This is a genomic window from Aquabacterium sp. TM01 (assembly GCF_057808345.1).
On record NZ_AP046529.1, the window covers coordinates 285,341 to 302,740 of the forward strand.

The 17,400-nt window shown below is 67.6% G+C and carries 16 protein-coding genes; 5 read left to right on the plus strand and 11 right to left on the minus strand.

Going from position 1 to position 17,400, the window contains the following annotated elements:
• The first annotated feature begins 6 nt into the window (after positions 1-6).
• Positions 7-588: a YceI family protein gene (locus AC3WW4_RS01500; RefSeq protein WP_488826623.1), complete on the plus strand. Its 582-nt coding sequence runs from the start codon at positions 7-9 to the stop codon at positions 586-588.
• Between the two features lie 85 nt (positions 589-673).
• Entirely contained in the window at positions 674-1,252 is a 579-nt protein-coding gene (locus AC3WW4_RS01505; RefSeq protein WP_488826624.1) for a YceI family protein, read from the plus strand.
• Positions 1,253-1,354: 102 nt separating this feature from the next.
• Here the strand turns inward: AC3WW4_RS01505 and AC3WW4_RS01510 are convergent, their stop codons facing one another.
• The 10 genes from AC3WW4_RS01510 to AC3WW4_RS01555 form a co-directional block, all read right to left on the minus strand.
• Positions 1,355-2,407, minus strand: coding sequence for a PEP-CTERM sorting domain-containing protein (locus AC3WW4_RS01510; RefSeq protein ID WP_488826625.1), 1,053 nt, complete (start codon positions 2,405-2,407; stop codon positions 1,355-1,357).
• 135 nt (positions 2,408-2,542) lie between these two features.
• On the minus strand, positions 2,543-3,373 hold the full coding sequence (locus AC3WW4_RS01515) for an HDOD domain-containing protein (RefSeq protein WP_488826626.1): 831 nt from the start codon (positions 3,371-3,373) through the stop codon (positions 2,543-2,545).
• A gap of 136 nt (positions 3,374-3,509) precedes the next feature.
• Positions 3,510-4,598 carry an AraC family transcriptional regulator gene (locus AC3WW4_RS01520; protein ID WP_488826627.1) on the minus strand — a complete coding sequence of 363 codons (1,089 nt, stop codon included), beginning with the start codon at positions 4,596-4,598 and terminating at the stop codon, positions 3,510-3,512.
• A 145-nt stretch (positions 4,599-4,743) separates the two neighbouring features.
• Entirely contained in the window at positions 4,744-5,772 is a 1,029-nt protein-coding gene (locus AC3WW4_RS01525; RefSeq protein ID WP_488826628.1) for a tyrosine recombinase XerC, read from the minus strand.
• Between the two features lie 41 nt (positions 5,773-5,813).
• The gene (locus AC3WW4_RS01530; protein ID WP_488826629.1) at positions 5,814-6,494 is read right to left on the minus strand and encodes a DUF484 family protein; all 681 of its coding nucleotides are present in this window, start codon (positions 6,492-6,494) and stop codon (positions 5,814-5,816) included.
• Positions 6,495-6,505: 11 nt separating this feature from the next.
• The gene (dapF, locus tag AC3WW4_RS01535) at positions 6,506-7,369 is read right to left on the minus strand and encodes a diaminopimelate epimerase (RefSeq protein ID WP_488826630.1); all 864 of its coding nucleotides are present in this window, start codon (positions 7,367-7,369) and stop codon (positions 6,506-6,508) included.
• A 33-nt stretch (positions 7,370-7,402) separates the two neighbouring features.
• On the minus strand, positions 7,403-8,752 hold the full coding sequence (locus AC3WW4_RS01540) for a hypothetical protein (RefSeq protein ID WP_488826631.1): 1,350 nt from the start codon (positions 8,750-8,752) through the stop codon (positions 7,403-7,405).
• Between the two features lie 38 nt (positions 8,753-8,790).
• Complete coding sequence (locus tag AC3WW4_RS01545) at positions 8,791-10,383, minus strand: methyl-accepting chemotaxis protein (RefSeq protein WP_488826632.1); 1,593 nt, start codon at positions 10,381-10,383, stop codon at positions 8,791-8,793.
• Positions 10,384-10,486: 103 nt separating this feature from the next.
• A complete protein-coding gene (locus tag AC3WW4_RS01550) occupies positions 10,487-11,383 on the minus strand; it encodes a lysophospholipid acyltransferase family protein (protein WP_488826633.1) in 897 nt (298 codons plus the stop codon).
• Complete coding sequence (locus tag AC3WW4_RS01555; protein WP_488826634.1) at positions 11,380-12,288, minus strand: lysophospholipid acyltransferase family protein; 909 nt, start codon at positions 12,286-12,288, stop codon at positions 11,380-11,382. The genes AC3WW4_RS01550 and AC3WW4_RS01555 overlap by 4 nt, the downstream gene beginning before the upstream one ends.
• Positions 12,289-12,506: 218 nt before the next feature.
• Between AC3WW4_RS01555 and metK the strand changes: the two genes are divergently transcribed.
• On the plus strand, positions 12,507-13,697 hold the full coding sequence (gene metK, locus AC3WW4_RS01560) for a methionine adenosyltransferase (RefSeq protein WP_488826635.1): 1,191 nt from the start codon (positions 12,507-12,509) through the stop codon (positions 13,695-13,697).
• A 62-nt stretch (positions 13,698-13,759) separates the two neighbouring features.
• Positions 13,760-14,380: a DUF2238 domain-containing protein gene (locus AC3WW4_RS01565; protein WP_488826636.1), complete on the plus strand. Its 621-nt coding sequence runs from the start codon at positions 13,760-13,762 to the stop codon at positions 14,378-14,380.
• Positions 14,381-14,444: 64 nt separating this feature from the next.
• Here AC3WW4_RS01565 and AC3WW4_RS01570 read toward each other — a convergent pair whose 3' ends face one another.
• The gene (locus AC3WW4_RS01570; protein ID WP_488826638.1) at positions 14,445-15,944 is read right to left on the minus strand and encodes a methyl-accepting chemotaxis protein; all 1,500 of its coding nucleotides are present in this window, start codon (positions 15,942-15,944) and stop codon (positions 14,445-14,447) included.
• Positions 15,945-16,155: 211 nt separating this feature from the next.
• Here AC3WW4_RS01570 and AC3WW4_RS01575 point away from each other — a divergent pair, with 211 nt between their 5' ends.
• On the plus strand, positions 16,156-17,391 hold the full coding sequence (locus AC3WW4_RS01575) for a cyclic di-GMP phosphodiesterase (protein ID WP_488826639.1): 1,236 nt from the start codon (positions 16,156-16,158) through the stop codon (positions 17,389-17,391).
• The last annotated feature ends 9 nt before the right edge of the window (positions 17,392-17,400 follow it).

A 17,400-nucleotide genomic window follows, 5' to 3' on the forward strand; every position in this document is an offset into this window, starting at 1 on the left:
GTAAGGATGCCGACCATGTTTTCTCGTCGTACCCTGTTGAGCGCCCTGGCACTGAGTGCCGCAGGCTGGGGCCTGTCCGCCCACGCGGCCGGTCAGACCCTGGTGCCAGCCCAGAGCGAAGTCACCTTCGTGGCCAAGCAACTGGGCGTGCCCCTGCAAGGCCGCTTCAAGCGCTTCCAGGCGCAGGTGGCGTTCGATCCCAAGGCGCCAGCCACCAGCAAGATCGCTTTTGAGCTGGACTTGGGCAGCGTCTCACTCAATGCTGACGCCGACGCCGAGCTGCCCAAGGCCGAGTGGTTCAACGTGCCCAAGTTCCCCAAGGCCACTTTCCAGTCCACGGCCATCCAGGCGCTGGGCGGGGGCAAGTTCCAGGTGAGCGGCAAGCTGGTCATCAAAGGCCAGGCCCGTGACTTGGTGGTGCCGGTCACCTTGACCCAGGCCAAGGGGCTGAGCACGGCCACCGGGGCCTTCACGCTCAAGCGTCTGGACTACCGCATTGGCGAGGGCGACTGGACGGACACGTCCATCGTGGCCAACGACGTGCAGGTGCAGTTCAAGCTGGTGCTGCAGGGCGTGCCAGCGCTGTGACCTGTGCCTTTGGGCTTGTTCTCTCTGCCGGCATCCTTTTCATTCCGGCGCCATGACGGCGCCTCATTCCCTCAGGAGATCTGACATGAACCGTACCGTGATTGCTTCCGTTCTGGCCGCTGCCACCCTGGCTGCCGTGGGTGTCGCCCATGCCGCCCCGGCCACCTACGCCATCGACCCCACCCACACTTTCGTGACTTTCGAGGCCAAGCACTTTGGCACCTCGACCAACCGGGGCCGTTTTGACAAGAAATCGGGCACCGTGACCCTGGACAAGGAAGCCAAGACCGGCTCGGTGAACATCACCCTGGACACCGGCTCGATCAACACCGGCACCGCCAGCTTCGACGGCCACCTCAAGAGCAAGGACTTCTTCAACGTCGAAGCCTTCCCCCAGGCCACGTTCAAGAGCTCGCGCGTTATCTTCAACGGTGACAAGGTGAGCGCGGTGGTGGGCGACCTGACGCTGCTGGGCAAGACCCAGACCGTGACCCTGTCGGCCAACAACTTCGGCTGCTACGACAACCCGATGCTCAAGCGTGAAGTGTGCGGTGGTGACTTCGAAACCACCATCCAGCGTGAGAAGTTCGGCATGACCTATGGCCTGCCTTTTGTGCCCAATGACGTGAAGCTGGTGATCCAGGTGGAAGCCGTCAAGCAGTAAGTGCCAGACGCGATTGCGCCGCCTGGATGGGTGGCGCAGGAAGGACAAAAGGCCGGGTGCGTGATGCACCCGGCCTTTCTGTTGGGCGATGCCCAGGAGCGGTCAGGCCGCGTGGCGACGACGGCGCGTGACCCCCAGGATGCCGACCAGCCCCAAGCCCATCAGGGCATAGGTGGAGGGCTCCGGAATCGCGGGGATGTCGATGGGTGGCACGTCGATCGGCGGGGTCCAGAGGCTGGGGCGGCTGGCGTACAGACTGAGGTCGCTGCTGACGTTCAAGTTCAGCGCCAGCACGCCGGTCAGGTCGGTCTGCCCCAGATTGGTCAGCGTGAACTCGAAGTCTTGCGAAGCGCCTTCATGGCGCGTCAGTTCTCCATCCAGGTTGCTCAGGTAGTTGGCGCCGTTGTTCAACCGGCTGGCAAAAATCCCGTTGACCTGATTCCCGGCCAGTCCAGCGAAGTGACCAGTTTCTGCTGCCAGATCATGAAGTTGTGCAGCCAGGATGAAGGCACCGTCAGCATACGCGGTGTGGTACAGAGACCAGTCGGTGTAACCGTTGGCACTCAACTCGGCCTGGAGGGCGGTGCCGTCGAGGGAGACGCTGCCGGACAGGGTGCCGCGCAGCACCAGCGCGGTGCCGGCGCTCAGCGTGAAGTGCTGAAACTCGCCGGGATAGGGATTGCCCACGGCCAAGTTGGTGCCCGTCGTGGACCAGTGGGAGATGTAGTCATCGGTGCCCTGGGTATTGGGGGGCGTCAAGGGCGGGAGCACCTGTGACAGCGGCAACTGGCTCTGCAGGGTTACGCTGTTGGCGGTGCTCGTGACGGTGCTCAGCCCATCGGCGCCGACGTAGTTCAGCGGGGTGGTGGGCAAGAGGCTGTTCTGGAATTGGGGCCCCTGGTGGCTGTACGTGTCGCTGGCCTCGTCATAGGCCATGTTCGAGGTGTCAATGAGTCCCTGCGTCTGGAAGCTCAAACTGGGGGCGATGCCATCGCCGGGGGTGAGGTCGATCAGCTGAAAGCTCAGGCCGCTCAGGCTCAGGGTGGCCTGAGAGACGATGGGACCGTCTGCGGCCTGCGCGCCGGTGGCGAAGCACAGCGCGGCTGCGAGGGCGAGCGAAGCGGGGCGCAGCCCCATGCGAACCATGTCGGACATGGCAACTCCTTGATTTTGTATGAGGAGCCGCCATCGTCTGAGGCCGGGAAAGGCCTGTCAATCAAGCGAACAGGGGGCGCTGTGTAACGGCATGCATCCGCCACGGTCCGGCGTTCAGGCCGGTGCGCTCACGCCTCAGGTGTGTCGCTCGTTGACGTTGAGCCGCTCGCATACCCGCATGGCCGCCAGCTGGAAGGCCTGGAAGTGCAGGCCGACCTGATGGGCGATGGGCTCCATCGTGGCCCACACGGCCGCGGGCTGGTTGGCGGTGGCCGGATTGAGCAGCAACTGGTCGACCGCGTGGCCGATGGCCAGCAGCTTTTGCACCGTGGGGCGTTCCTGGGTCCATTGGCCGGGGGCGTTGGTGCGCGCCCGCACGCTGTCGGTGACCTCGCGGGACAGGCCCCACGATTGACACAGGGCGGCACCCAGGGCGGCATGGCTCACGCCGAAGGTCTCGATCTCGCTGGCGCACAGCTGTGCTTCGTCGCTGGCCTTCTGCTCCAGAGCCGCATAGCGTTCGCGGTCGTGGGCATACAGGACGGCGCGACCGCTCTCGGCAAACAGGCCGACGGTGTGGGCCTGCCAGGGATCGACGTCGAGCTGACGGGCAATGCGCCCCATGGCCAGGCCCCGTACGCCCGCGCGGTCCCAGATGTTTTGCAGCGTGGGGCTGGGGGGAAAGGCGCCGCGCAGACCGATTTCATAGGTGAGGCCGGCCACCTGGGCCATGCCCAGGTAGCGCACCGCCTCGTGCACGGTTTCGACCCGCTTGAGCAGGCCGAACAAGGCGGAGTTGACGGTGCGCACCACCGCCGAGGCCAGCGCCATGTCGGTCTCGATCAGGGCCGCGAGCGGGTCGATGGCGCAGTTCTCGTCGGCCATCAGCAGGGAGAGCTTGACCAGGGTCCCAGGGCAGGCGGGCAGGTCGATGTTGAGGTTGCGCAGTTGCGGATCGATGGTCATGACACACTCGGAGATGGCAGCGACCTCAGTCTAGGGGCATTCACGCGCTGCCGTGAAGCGCGGATGCCCTGAGTCTGGGGCGATGACGGGACCGTTCCGTTGCGGCGGCGTCACGCGACCGATCGGGGGGGCTCCCTCAACGGGGGACGAAGCGGCGGCGGCTCAGGCGCGGGTGCTGGTTGGTCAAACCGCTGGCTCGACGGAATTCGCTGGGCGGCACGCCCTTCCAGCGGCGAAAGGCTTCGATGAAGGTGGTGACGTCGGCATAGCCCAGACGCTCGGCAATTTCACCATGGGTGAGGTTGGCCCCGCCCATCAGCTCTTCGGTGAGCGTGGAGCGCACTTCTTCGAGCAGGCCGCGGAAGGTGGCGCCTTCGGCGGTCAGGTGGCGGCGCAGGGTGCGCGAGGTCATGCGCATTTCTGCGGCCACTTCTTCCATGTCGGGGATCTGGCCCGGGTTGCGCAACAGGCGGTCGCGCACGGTGGCCGCCACGCCGGTGCGCTGGTTGCGCGCATCGATCAGCCGCTTGAGCATGTCTTCGCACAGGCGCTTGGTGTGGGCATTGGCCTGCGGCAGGGGCTGGTGCATCAGGCTGGCATCGAACAGGCTGCGGTCCTGCGGCTGGCCGAACAGGGGGCGCACGCCAAACAGCTGGGTGTAGGCCTCGACCATCTGGGGCGAGGGCTCCGGGCGGCGCAGCAGCATGGCGCGGTAGGGCATGGGCTGGCCGAGGACTTCGCGCTGCAGGGTGACGGCGGCCGCGCGGTCCCGGTCGAGGACGAACTGCCGGATGTCGGGGGGCAGGTGCTCGGCGTGGTAGCTGATCATCACCTGTTCGCCAAGCTGCTCGACCTCGTTGGTGCTCAGCGAAAACGTCTGGTTGAGCATGCGCGCGGCCATCCCGAAGGCGCTGCCCAGCGTGGGACTGCTCAGCACGGCATAGCCCCACAGGCCATAGGTGGTGACGTGGTAGCGCGTGCCGGCTTCGAGACCCAAGGTCTCGACCTGAGGCAGGTCGGCCTGCAGGTTGCGAATCAACTGGATTTCCTGCTGTGCCTCGATTTCGCCGTCGGCAGCGTCCAGCCGCGTGGGTGTGATCCCGGTGTGGCGCAGCAGGGCGTCCAGGGTCAAACCGCGGTCCAGACCCAACTGCGTAAGCACCCTGGCGGAGGCCATGCCTCGGCGGAAGTCCCAGGTGGGTTGGCTGGCTGCTTTGGTGACCATGACGCGATGCGCTCCGAACATTGACAATTAATTATGTCCGTTTTCAATTGGGGTGGGGCGGGCAACGTCCCATTTCCCATGACATTTTCAGCAAACGATTCGCATTTGCGGAAATATGCCTGCCAGACCCCCCTTAAAGGAGGGGTCAATCTTTGCGGCGGGCACGGGGGTGGGCGCGGTCGTAGACCTGGGCGAGGTGCTGGAAGTCGAGCTTGGTGTAGACCTGCGTGGTGCTGATGTGGGCATGGCCCAGCAATTCCTGCACGGCGCGCAGGTCGCCGCTGGACTGCAGCAGGTGGCTGGCAAAGCTGTGGCGCAGCATGTGCGGGTGCACGTGGGTGGGCAGGCCCGCTTGCTGAGCCAGTTGCTTGAGCCGGTTGCGCAACTGCACCGGGGTCAGGCGGCGGCCCAGGCGGCTGAGGAAGAGGGCGTCGTCCTGCGGGGGCGTGAGGGCCGCGCGCAGGTCCAACCAGCGTCGCAAGGCCTGCAGGGCGGCCTGGCCGACGGGCACGCTGCGGCGCTTGCTGCCTTTGCCCAGCACATGGGCTTCGCCGCCGGGCAGGTCGATCCAGCCGGCGGCCTGTGGACTGGCCTGCACGTCCAGGCCCAGCAGTTCGGCGCTGCGCAGGCCGCTGCTGTAGAGCAGCTCGATCATGGCGCGGTCGCGGGCCTGCAGCCAGGGGGCTTCGCGGGCGGCCCGGGTGGCGGCCGCAGGCGAGGCGGCGGTTTCGCCGGGATCGTCGGGTTGGTGTTCGGCCAGGGCGACGGCCTGGTCGACCGACAGGGCCTTGGGCAGGGGCTTGGCTGCTTTGGGCGGCTTGAGGCCATCGACCGGGTTCAGCTTCACCAGGCCCTCGCGTCCCAGCCATTTGTACAGCCCCCGCCAGCCGGCCAGGGTGATGGCGAGGCTGCGTGGTCCCAGTCCCTGGGCGTGCAGGCGGGCGGTCCAGCCGCGCACGTGGTGGGGGCGCACGGCCGTGAGGTCCAGGCCTTCCTGGGTGCAAAAAGCGCTGAGGCGACGGAAGGCATCCCCGTACATGGCCAGCGTGCGTTCGGCCAGCCGGCGCTGGATGCGCAGGTGGTCGAGGTGGCGGGTGATGAGGGGCGGCAGTGCGGGCGGGGCGGGCACCGCCGACTCGACCAGGGGGGCGCGGGCGGGGGCCGGCTCGGACATGGTCGGGGGCCTGTGCGCGCGCGTCCGCCGCGGTGCGGGGCTCAGTCCAGCAGGCGCGCCAGCGCGGCGCTGGCCACGTCGCCCACCTGGACGAGGAAGTCCACCCCCATGTCGGCGCTGTAGCGGGTGGCGTCGGGCGAACCCAGCACGAGCAGACCGAAGCAGACGCCTTCGTGGTGCAGCGGGATCAGGGCCAGCGAAGTGATGCTGGTGCCGTCGTCCAGCCACTTGCTGGCTTCGAAACCGGCGTTGAGACCGCAGTAGGGCTGGTTCAGGCTGGCGGCGAAACTGCGCGCATCGTCGCTGACGGGCTGGGTGCAGGCCAGGGCGCTCATGTTGGCGCGCAAGGGGTGGGCGTCGGTGCCCCAGAGGCGCACGCCCGCTTGCGGGATCAGGAAGAGGTCGCGCAGGCTGTCGAGCATCACGCCGGGCAGGGTGGCGGGGTCGTGGGCGAGCAGCACGGCGCGCACCCAGTGGTGCAGGCGTTCGGTGATGGCCTCGTTGTCCTGGCTGTGGCGGATCATCTCCATGATGCGCTTTTCCAGGCCGCGAATCTTGTCGCGCAGCATCTCCATCTGACGCTCTTGCAGCGAGACGGCGCGCTGGCCATGCGGGCTGGTGAGCTGGATGCTGGCCAGCAAGCTGGCGTTGCGCTCGAAGAAAGCCGGGGTGTGCACGAGGTAGTTGGCGATCTCGTCTTCGGTGATGCCTTGCAAGGTCATGTCAGGGATGCTCACAGTTCAGGAACGTCGATCACGCCGTCAAACACAGTGGTGGCGGGACCGGTCATCAACACAGGGGTGCCGGGGCCGGCCCAGCTGATGGTCAGGCGGCCACCGGGCATGTCCACGTCCACAGTGGCGTCCAGCCAGCCCAGGCGGATGCCGGCCACCACGGCCGCGCAGGCGCCCGAGCCACAGGCCAGGGTCTCGCCGGCGCCGCGCTCGTAGACGCGCAGGCGGATGTGGCCGCGGGTGACCACTTCCATGAAGCCGGCGTTGACGCGGCGGGGAAAGCGCGGGTGGCTTTCGATCTGCGGGCCCAGTTCGTCGACCGGGGCCTGGGCGACGCTGTCCACGCGCATCACGGCGTGCGGGTTGCCCATCGAGACGACGGCCAGCTCGACCGGGTGGTTGGCCAATGCGACGGGCCAGAGTTCGCAGCCGAACTCCATCCGCGGGCTCAGACCGGTGCTGTCAAACGGCACTTCGGCCGGGTCGAGGAAGGGGGCGCCCATGTCGACGGTGACACGGCCGTCGAGCTGCAGGCGTGGCTCGATGACGGCCTTCTGGGTCTGGACACGCAGCGTGGTCTTGGCCGTCAGGCCTTTGTCGTGCACGAAACGGGCGAAGCAGCGCGCGCCATTGCCGCACTGCTCGACCTCGCCGCCATCGGCGTTCATGATCCGGTAGGTGAAGTCGGTGCCGCGGGCCGGGTCGCCCGGCTCAACGATCAGGATCTGGTCGGCCCCGATGCCGAAGCGGCGGTCGGCCAGGAAGCGGTATTGCGCCGGGCTCAGGGCCAGGGGCGCGCGGGTGGCGTCGAGCACGACAAAGTCGTTGCCGGCGCCGTGCATTTTGGTGAAGGGCAGCTTCATGGCGCCGATTATCCGCCGCCCGCGCCCGTCTTGTCAGCGCAAGGCGGGGGTTTGCGCGATGCGACGGTCGATGTCCTGCATCAAGGCCCGGTAGGCGGGGGCGTCGATGCCGCCGTAGCGCTGCTGCAACTGGGCCGCGGTGAGGAACTCGGGCAGGTCGGCCACATGGGGCAGCAGGTCGGCATCGGCCTGCAGGCCGGCCAGACGGGTTTGCAGCGCCAGCGGCTCTTGCACGGCGAGGCGCCCCAGGCGCACCCCGGCCTTGTCGGCGGCCAGGTCGTTGAAGCTGAAGCCGCTGCCCTGGCCCTGGGGCGCGGCGTCCAGCAGCTCCTTGTACATGCCGATCAGGTCGGACAGGCGCCCGCCCAGGTCGGTGGCCATGGCGGCCGAGGTGAGGTAGTGCTGGGCCCAGTCGTCCCGTCCTTGCAGGGTCAGGGGCCGCGCGGGCAGCGCCGCCCAGTTGTGCGCCGCAGGCACCAGGGTGGCCAGGGAGACGCGGTTGACATACAGGCCCAGCACCAGCAGCACGGCGCGGTTGTCACGGGCGGCCTCGTCTTGCTGACGCGGGGCCGATGCGGTGAACGCGAGCGCCAGGCTGCGTTGCTGGGCGGCGGCCATCAGTGCCGGCAGCACCTCGCTCAGGCGCAGCTCCCAGCGGGGTTGACCGGGCCGATCGCCCGGCGCAGGCTGGGCCAGCAGCGTCGCCAGTTGGTGGTGGGCTCGGGACAGGGCCTCGACCATCTCGGGCGGCACCAGCAGGGCCGAGGCCTGGGCGCTCAGCTCCGGGCGCCAGCGCAGCGTGGCCGACACGCGGTGCGGAGTCAACTGGATGGTTTCGATCGCCGACAGGCCGAGTGCAGCGAGCTCGCCGACCCCGTGCGAGCGGGCGATGCGCTGCGCCCCCCACAAGGCCAGCGCCGGCGGAATGGACAAATCCCCCACCTGCACCGCCTGCAGCACCGGTGGGCCGCTGGAGGGGGCGCTGAGGCGCACGCGCACGTTCAGCCAGCCACCCAGCGGGTGCAAGGCACGCCAGGGCGTTTGCTGGACGGGCAGGCTCAACGCGAGGTCGGCCTGCTGGTCGGACAGGGTGAGGGTGGCGGGCGCGTGCAGCACGCGCGTGCCCATGTCCTGGGCGAGGGCACGCGCCTGGGAGGCGGTCAGCGACAGCGTCAGGGGCTGGCCGTGGAAGGCCTCGCGCAGCACCCCGCGGCTGATCAGCCGGCGAGCGGCATTCAGATCGCTGATGGCCAGCGGGGCGCCGGGGGCGGCGATGGGTTGAGGCTGCAGGGCCTGCGCGGCCACCCACAGCGCCGCGGCCGGCAGCAGCACGGCGCTGGCGCCGAGCACGGAGAAAACCACCAGCCAGGGACGTCGGAACATCGGCGCAGTATGCCGTGATCGCGTCGCCCCGGCCGGACTCAGGCCTGAATGGCCGCGTTGGCGCTGACTTCGATGTGGAAGCGCTGCACCGTGCGCGACAGCTCGATGGCCTGCTGGCGCAGGCTGTCGGCGGCGGCGGCCGACTCCTCGACCAGCGCGGCGTTCTGCTGCGTCATCTGGTCGAGCTGGTTGATGGACTGGCTGACGTGGCCGATGCCCATCGACTGCTGGCGGGTGGCCTCGGCGATTTCGCCCATGGCGTGGGTCACGCGCTGGATGGCGTCCACGACATCGGTCATGACCGCGCCGGCTTCGCGCACCTTTTGCGAGCCGATTTCGACCCGCTCGGTCGACTTGCCGATCAGGGCCTTGATTTCGCGGGCGGCCTCGGCGCTGCGCTGGGCCAGCGAGCGCACCTCGCCGGCCACCACCGCAAAGCCGCGACCTTGCTCGCCGGCCCGGGCGGCTTCCACCGCGGCGTTGAGCGCCAGGATGTTGGTCTGGAAAGCGATGCCGTCGATCACGCCGATGATGTCGCCGATCTGGCGCGAAGCCTGGCTGATGTCGGCCATCTGCGTGACGACACTCTCCACCACCTCGCCGCCGGCGACGGCCCGCTGGCTGGCGGTGCTGGCCAGGTCGTTGGCCACATGGGCCGAATCGGCCGAGTTCTCGACCGTCTTGCTCAGCTCGTCCATCGCCGAGGAGGTGGACTGCAGGTTGGACGCCGTTTGCTCGGTGCGGCTGGACAGGTCCTGGTTGCCGGCCGCGATCTGGGTGCTGGCCGTCAACATGCTCTCGGACGATTCGCGCACCGAGGCCACCATTTCGCGCAGCCCATCTTGCATGTGCTTCATCGACACCATCAGGTGGGTGATCTCGTCGTGGCCGCGCGGCTCGATGTCGTGCGTCAGGTCACCGTGGGCGATCGCCTGGGTGATGCCTTCGGCGCGGCGCAACGGGATGGTGATCGACAGGATGGTCAGCGCCATCAGCGGCAGGAAGATGAAGCCGGGCGACAGCAGCAGGCCCCACAGCAGGGCGATGGCATTCGTCACACCTTGCGTGGCCTTGACGCGGCGGGCCTCGGCCAGCTCGGTGATGCTCTCATTGAGCTCGTTGACCTGGCGCTCGATGGCGTCGGCCTCGGCACGCGCGGCCGTGCTGCTCTGATAGGCCTCGGCCGACGAGGTCATCGACTCCGACGTCACCAGGTTCAGCAGCGGCTCCAGCGACTGCCCATAGCCCGCGAGCTTGGGCTGCAGCGCCTGGATCTGGGCCTTGATGGCCTCGTTGGGGGCAACGTCCTGCAGGGCCTGGGTGGCCTGCTCGGTGGCCTTCAGGGCCTCGCGCCAGGCCTTGACCTCGGTCTGCGCCGACACCGAATCCCCGGCGTTGATGATGGCCGCTTTCTCGTGGCCGCGCAGTGACGACAGGTTCAGGGCCAGTTTGGCCATGCGCTGCACCGAGGCGAACTCCTGCTGGGTGAAGTCATCGAACTCGCCCTTGAGGGACCACAACTGCCAGCTCATGCCGGAGCCCACGATGGTGCCAATGCCCACCACCAGGACCATGCAGGTTATCAGGCGGGAGCGGATGGAAAATCGCCGCAACCAGGTGATCAAATTCATGTGCCGATACTCCTCAATCTCGTGAAAGGTCCCCGGCCGCGGTTGGCGGGACGTGGGATTTGCAACGGATCCTGAGTATCGACGCAGAATCACCCCGGTGCGGTCAATAAAAGCGCGTTTCCCCTGGGGGTCTTGTCTTGAAACGACGGTGAACCCACAAATATTGCGCAGGTTGTTTGAGAATTTCACGCTCGATGAAGTGGTTCATCTGCGCGGCATCGGCTTGGGCATCGGCGGTGGGGAAGTCCTGCAAGGCCGGCAGAAAGCGCACCCGCCAACCCCGGCCCCCTGGCAGCAGTTCGGTGATCACGGGCTGCACCACCATGTGGAGCATGCGCGCCATGCGCGACGGCGCCAACAGGGTGGCTGCCGGCACGCCGAAGAAAGGGACGAAGGCGGCGTCCTGCAGGCCAAAGTCCATGTCGGGCAGGTTGAAAAAGCCCCGGCCGTCCTTGATGGCGCGCAGCAGGGGTTTGACCGAGTCGCTGCGTGGGAAGATCTGGGCGTCGCCAAAGCGCAGGCGGCCGCGCTTCATCAGCTTGTCCATCAGCGGGTGGCTTTGCGCCTGGTAGATGGACGCGCCGGGTCGCGACTGGCACAGCAGGATGGCCGCACCGGCCACGTCCAGCCCGACGAAGTGCGGGCACAGCCACATCGTGGCGCGGCCTTCGGTCTGGTAGACGCGCTCGGCCAGTTCAATGTCGCCTTCGACCTGGATCAGGCCCTTGATGCGCGCGGGCGAGGCCCACCACAGCACGGCGCGGTCGAGCAGGCTCTGTGTCAGCCACTGGAAGTGCTGCTTCAGCAGGGCCTCGCGCTCGGCCGCCGGCATGTCGGGGAAGCACAGCTCGAGGTTGCGCAGGCCCACTTTGCGGCGCGATCCTGCCACGTGATAGAGCAAGCGGCCCAGGCGGTGGGCGAGGGCGGCCAGCCAGGGCAGGGGCAGCCAGTGCAGCAGCCACAGCAGGCCCAGGGCCAGGCGCAGACCGATCTCCTTCATGCCTGGCCCTCCCCGCTGCTGGCCGAGGTCAGGATCTCGGCGCGGGGGCCTTTGTAGCGGTTGTATCCCCACAGGTACTGCTCGGGTGCTTGCATGATCATCTCTTCCATCAACCGGTTCACGGCGGCGGCGGATTGTGCCGCATCGCCCCCGGCGAGCAGTTGTTCGGTCTCAAGGGCCACGCGGTCGGCGTGCACGATGTAGTCGCAACCGTGGGCTCGGCGTGCACGCCAGCCCAGGCGCTCTCCGCGCAGCAGCACCACGGCGCAGCCGGTCTGGGCCACGAGCTTGGCGGCCATCGTCATCGTGTAGGCCTCGCGGCCAAAAAAGGGCGCCCACACGCCCATGCCTGCGGGCGGCACCTGGTCGGGCAGCAGGCCCACGGTCTCACCCTTTTTCAGGGCGCGCAGCATCTGGCGCACGCCGCTGAGGGTGGCGGGGCTGGTGAGCATGCCGGGGCGGTTGCGGGCGTTCTTCATCAGCTCGGCCAGCCAGGCCTGCTTGGCCGGGCGGTACAGCGCCGTGATGGGCTTGTGTGCGCCAAAGCGGTCGGCATAGGCCTGCGCCGTGATCTCGAAGCAGCCCAAATGGGGCGTGAGCAGCAGCAGGCCACGGCCTTCGGCCAGGGCCGCGTCCACCACTTCGGGGCGTACCCAGCGCACGCTGTCGCCCAGCGGCAGGTCGCGCGGGCGACCCCACAGGCGGGGCGATTCGCTGACCATCTTGCCGGCATGGGCCACGGCTTGCCAGCGCTGCCTGCGGCTCAGCCCGGCCGCGCGGGCGTGGGCGTTCAGGCGATGCCGGTAGGAGGGGGACAGCAGGTAGGCCAGCCAGCCCAGCAGGCTGCCCAGGGGGTGCAGCACGGCCAGGGGCCAGCGTGACAGCATGAAAAACAGGCGGGCCATGAAACGGAGCTTGAGCCAGAACACAAAACCCTGATCTTCGCAGATCCCACGCTGCACGCGCCGGCGAGTTTGGCTACACTATGGTCATCGCCGAGTTAACAGGACAACTTGCGGGGCGATTCACAAATCCCGCTAAAGCGTTCGCCGCTGTGCACCTTTTCCATGCTCACAGCCTTGGCGACGCCGAGGTCTATGTTTTCAGCAATGGAGCCCACAGCGTGTCAAACGACTATCTCTTCACTTCCGAATCCGTCTCTGAAGGCCACCCCGACAAGGTCGCCGACCAGATCTCGGACGCCATCCTCGACGCCATCCTGGCGCAGGACCCCCTCTCCCGCGTCGCCGCCGAGACCCTGACCAACACCGGTCTGGTCGTGCTGGCGGGTGAAATCACGACCCAGGCCAACGTCGACTACATCCAGGTCGCGCGTGACACCATCAAGCGCATCGGCTACGACAACACCGAGTACGGCATCGACTACAAGGGTTGCGCCGTGCTGGTCGCCTACGACAAGCAGTCCAACGACATCGCCCAGGGCGTGGACCGCGCCAGCGACGACTACCTGAACATCGGTGCCGGTGACCAGGGTCTGATGTTCGGCTACGCCTGCGACGAGACGCCCGAGCTGATGCCCGCGGCCATCTACTACGCCCACCGCCTGATGGAGCGTCAGGCCCAGCTGCGCAAGGACGGCCGCCTGCCCTTCCTGCGCCCGGACGCCAAGAGCCAGGTCACCCTGCGCTATGTGGACGGCAAGCCCGTGGGCATCGACACCGTGGTGCTGTCGACCCAGCACAGCCCGGACCAGTCCGAGACGTCGCACAAGATGAAGGACAGCTTCTATGAGGCGGTGCGCGAGGAGATCATCAAGCCGGTGCTGCCCAAGGAATGGCTGACGGCCGAGACCAAGTACCTGATCAACCCGACCGGTCGTTTCGTCATCGGTGGCCCGCAGGGCGACAGCGGCCTGACCGGTCGCAAGATCATCGTCGACACCTATGGCGGTGCCTGCCCGCACGGCGGTGGCGCCTTCTCGGGCAAGGATCCCACCAAGGTGGACCGCTCGGCCGCTTACGCTGCCCGCTATGTGGCCAAGAACGTGGTGGCCGCCGGTCTGGCCCGCAAGTGCCAGGTGCAGGTCGCCTACGCCATCGGCGTGGCCCGCCCGATGAACGTGACCATCAACACGGCGGGCACCGGGGTGATTCCTGACGACCAGATCGCCAAGTTGGTGAATGCCCACTTCGACCTGCGTCCCAAGGGCATCATCGAGATGCTGGACCTGCTGCGCCCGATCTACCAAAAGACCGCGGCCTACGGCCACTTCGGTCGCGAGGAGCCCGAGTTCACGTGGGAGAAGCTGGACAAGGCGCCGCTGCTGCGCGACGCGGCCGGCCTCAAGGGCTGATCACACCCGTGCACAATGAAAGGCCGCCGCGTGCGGCCTTTTGCTTGCCTGGGAGACCCTGAATGACCGCTCGCACCCACCTGCCTGTCGCCAGCTGGCTGGCCATTTTGCTGGCCGTGCTCGTCTGGTCCTGGATCGGGGCCTATGACCCCGGTGTCTGGGTCATGGAGGTGCTGCCGGTGTTCATCGCGGTGCCGGTGCTGGCCTTCACGCGCTCGCGCTTTCCGCTCACGCCTCTGGTCTACACCCTCATCCTGCTCCACGCCATCATCCTGATGGTGGGCGGGCACTACACCTACGCCCGCGTGCCGCTGGGTTTTTGGCTGCAGGAGTGGTTCGATTTCAGCCGCAACCACTACGACCGCATCGGCCACCTGGCGCAGGGCTTCATCCCGGCCATGGTGGCGCGTGAAATCCTGCTGCGCCAGACGCCGCTGAAGCCGGGCGGCTGGCTGTTCTTCCTGGTCACCAGCGTGTGCCTGGCCATCAGCGCCGTCTACGAGTTCATCGAGTGGTGGACGGCGCTGGCGCTGGGCGCCGGGGCCGACGAGTTCCTGGCCACCCAGGGCGACCCGTTCGACACCCAGGCCGACATGCTGATGGCCACGCTGGGTGCCCTGCTGGCCCAGGTGCTGCTGGCGCGCTGGCACGACCGCCAGCTGGCGGCGCTGCCAGATCGTTGACGCGTTGCGCTGACGCTGAGCTGCGGGCCTCGGGCGGACGCGCTGCCCCCGCGCTGGCGCCGTGTCAGGCCCGTTGCGCGTCGGTCTGGAAGGCGTTGACCGCCGCGGTCAGGCGTTGGGCCTGCTCGGTGAGGCTGGCGGCCGCAGCGGTCGACTCCTCCACCAAGGCTGCATTCTGCTGCGTCATCTGGTCAAGCTGGCTCACCGCCTGGTTGATCTGGCCGATGCTGCTGCTTTGCTCGGCGGCGGCGGCCGAAATCTCGCTGATCACGCTGCTGACGCGCACCACGTCATTGACGATTTCCTGCATGGTGGTCCCGGCGTCCTGCACCAGCTTGGAGCCCGATTCCACCTGCGTCACCGAGGCACCGATCAGGCCCTTGATCTCGCGTGCGGCTTCGGCGCTGCGCTGTGCCAGCGTGCGCACCTCGCCGGCCACCACGGCAAAGCCACGGCCCTGCTCGCCCGCTCGGGCCGCTTCCACGGCCGCGTTCAGGGCCAGGATGTTGGTCTGGAAGGCGATGCCGTCGATCACCCCGATGATGTCGCCGATCTTGCGCGAGGCCTGGGCGATGCCGTCCATGTTGCTCACGACCCGGCCCATCACCTCGCCGCCCCGGCGTGCGGTGGCCGAGGCTTGCTCGACCAGCGCGTGCGCCTGCTGGGCCGCATTGGCCGACTCCTGCACATTGCCCGTCAGCTCGATCATCGACGAGGCCGTTTCTTCCAGGTTGGCGGCCGTCTGCTCGGTGCGGTTGGACAGGTCCTGGTTGCCGACGGCGATCTCGTTGGAGGCGGTGTAGATGCTGTCGGTGGTGTGGCGCACATCGCCCACCAGGCCGTTCAAGGAGCGGCTCAAGGTGTCCAGCGAGCCAAGCAACTGGCCGATCTCGTCCTGCCCGTGGGTGGGGATGCGCACGCGCAGGTCGCCGGCGGCCATCTGGGCGGCGGCGGCCACCGCCGCGTTCAAGGGACGGCGGATCGAGCGGATCAGCAGCGCGGCACCCAGGGCCATGGTGCTGAGCACCACCACGCCCATCACGCCGGCCAGCAGCACGGTCTTGCGGCGCTCTTCGGCAATCTGGTGGCGCAAGGCGATGGCGGCGCGCGGCTGCATGGCCGCGAACTCGCGCAGCGCCTCGGCGTAGGCCTTCAGCGCCGACTCGACCTGCGCGGGGTCACGCAGCGCCTGCTGGAACTGCGCCTGGGCGGCGTCGATGCGCGCGAGCTGCGCGCGGTCGGCCTCGTCCAGCGCCAGGGCATCGAGTTGCTGGCGCAGGCTCACCAGGCTGGCCTGGCTTTGCTGACGGGTGTCGGCCAGGGCGTTCGAGCCACCTTCGACGTGGCTCAGGGCGGCGGCCCGGTTGGCCTCGGCCTCACTCAGGCTGGTCCATTGCTGGGTGGCAGACAGCTTGGCATCGATCAAGGCCGATGCCGTTTCCGAGCGGGCCGTGAGCTTGGCCGTGCGCACACCCGAAAAGCCGACGATGAACACGTTGGCGACGATCAGGAAGATCACGCCCAGCCAGAGTTTGCGGGCGATGCCCAGGTTGTGAAGACGCATGCCGAGGACCAGAGAAGGGGTGACGCACCCCAGGTGAACAAATGACATGCGCATGTTGCGCGCGAACCTCACTGTAATGAAGGTGTGCTAGGGGTAACCCTGAGTAAAATGACGCGCTTTGCGGTGATTTCACGCAGCCCTCCTGAACGATGCGCGTTCATCGGTCCTAAGATCGGTTGAACCGCAGCCGCGTCTGCATCTTCGTCTGACCATGCTCCGAAAGATTCCCACCGATTCCCTGCGCGTTGGCATGCATGTTCACGAGGTGTGCGGCTCCTGGTTGGATCACCCCTTCTGGCGTGGCTCCTTCAAGGTGACCGAAGAGGCGCAGATCGCCCAGCTCGGCGCGATCCGCGAGGTGGTCATCGACACCGACAAGGGCCGCGACGTGGACATGGCCGTGATGGACGACATCGAGGTGCCGTCCACCGATTTCGCCGACCTGCCCGAGCCCCTGCCCACGGCGCCGATGCCGCTGGCGCCGCCGGCCACGCCTCAGGAGCGCGCCACCTTTCGCGAGGAGCTGGCCCGGGCCGGACGCGTGCTGGCCAAGTCGCGCGAGGCCATGCGCAGCATGTTCCAGGACGCCCGCATGGGCAAGGCCATCGACACCGAGCATTGCCTGCCGCTGGTGCGAGAGATCGCCGACTCGGTCGAGCGCAACCCCGGCGCCCTGGTCAGCCTGGCGCGCCTCAAGACGAGTGACGCCTACACCTTCATGCACTCGGTGGCGGTGTGCGCGCTGATGGTGTCGCTGGCCCGCCAACTCAAGCTCAGCGAGGACCAGGCGCGCGAAGCCGGCATGGCCGGTCTGGTGCACGACATGGGCAAGGCCCTGATGCCGCTGGAGGTGCTCAACAAGCCCGGCGCCCTCACGCAGGAAGAGTTCGCCATCATGAAGAGCCACCCCGCCGAGGGCTACAAGCTCCTCAAAGAAGGGGGGGCCGTGGGGCCGGTGGCGCTGGACGTGTGCCTGCACCACCATGAAAAGGTCAACGGCCGCGGCTACCCCAAGGGCCTCAAGGGCGACGAGATCAGCCTGTACGCCAAGATGGGCGCGGTGTGCGACGTCTACGACGCCATCACCTCCAACCGGCCCTACAAGGCGGGCTGGGATCCGGCCGACTCGCTGATGAAAATGGCGGCCTGGACCAAGGAAGGGCACTTTGACGAGCGCGTCTTCCAGGCCTTCGTCAAGAGCATCGGCATCTACCCCACCGGCTCGCTGGTCAAGCTGCAGTCCGGCCGCCTGGCCGTGGTGGTGGAGCAAGGCAGCGGCTCGCTGCTCTCGCCCATCGTGCGCGTGTTCTTCTCGACCAAGTCCAACCAGCCCATCCCGGTCGAGCTGCTCGACCTGAGCAAGACCGTGGACCAGATCGTCTCGCGCGAGTCCAAGAGCCAGTGGGGCTTCCAGAACCTCGATCAGCTCTGGAATCAGCCGGGCTGAACCCGGCGC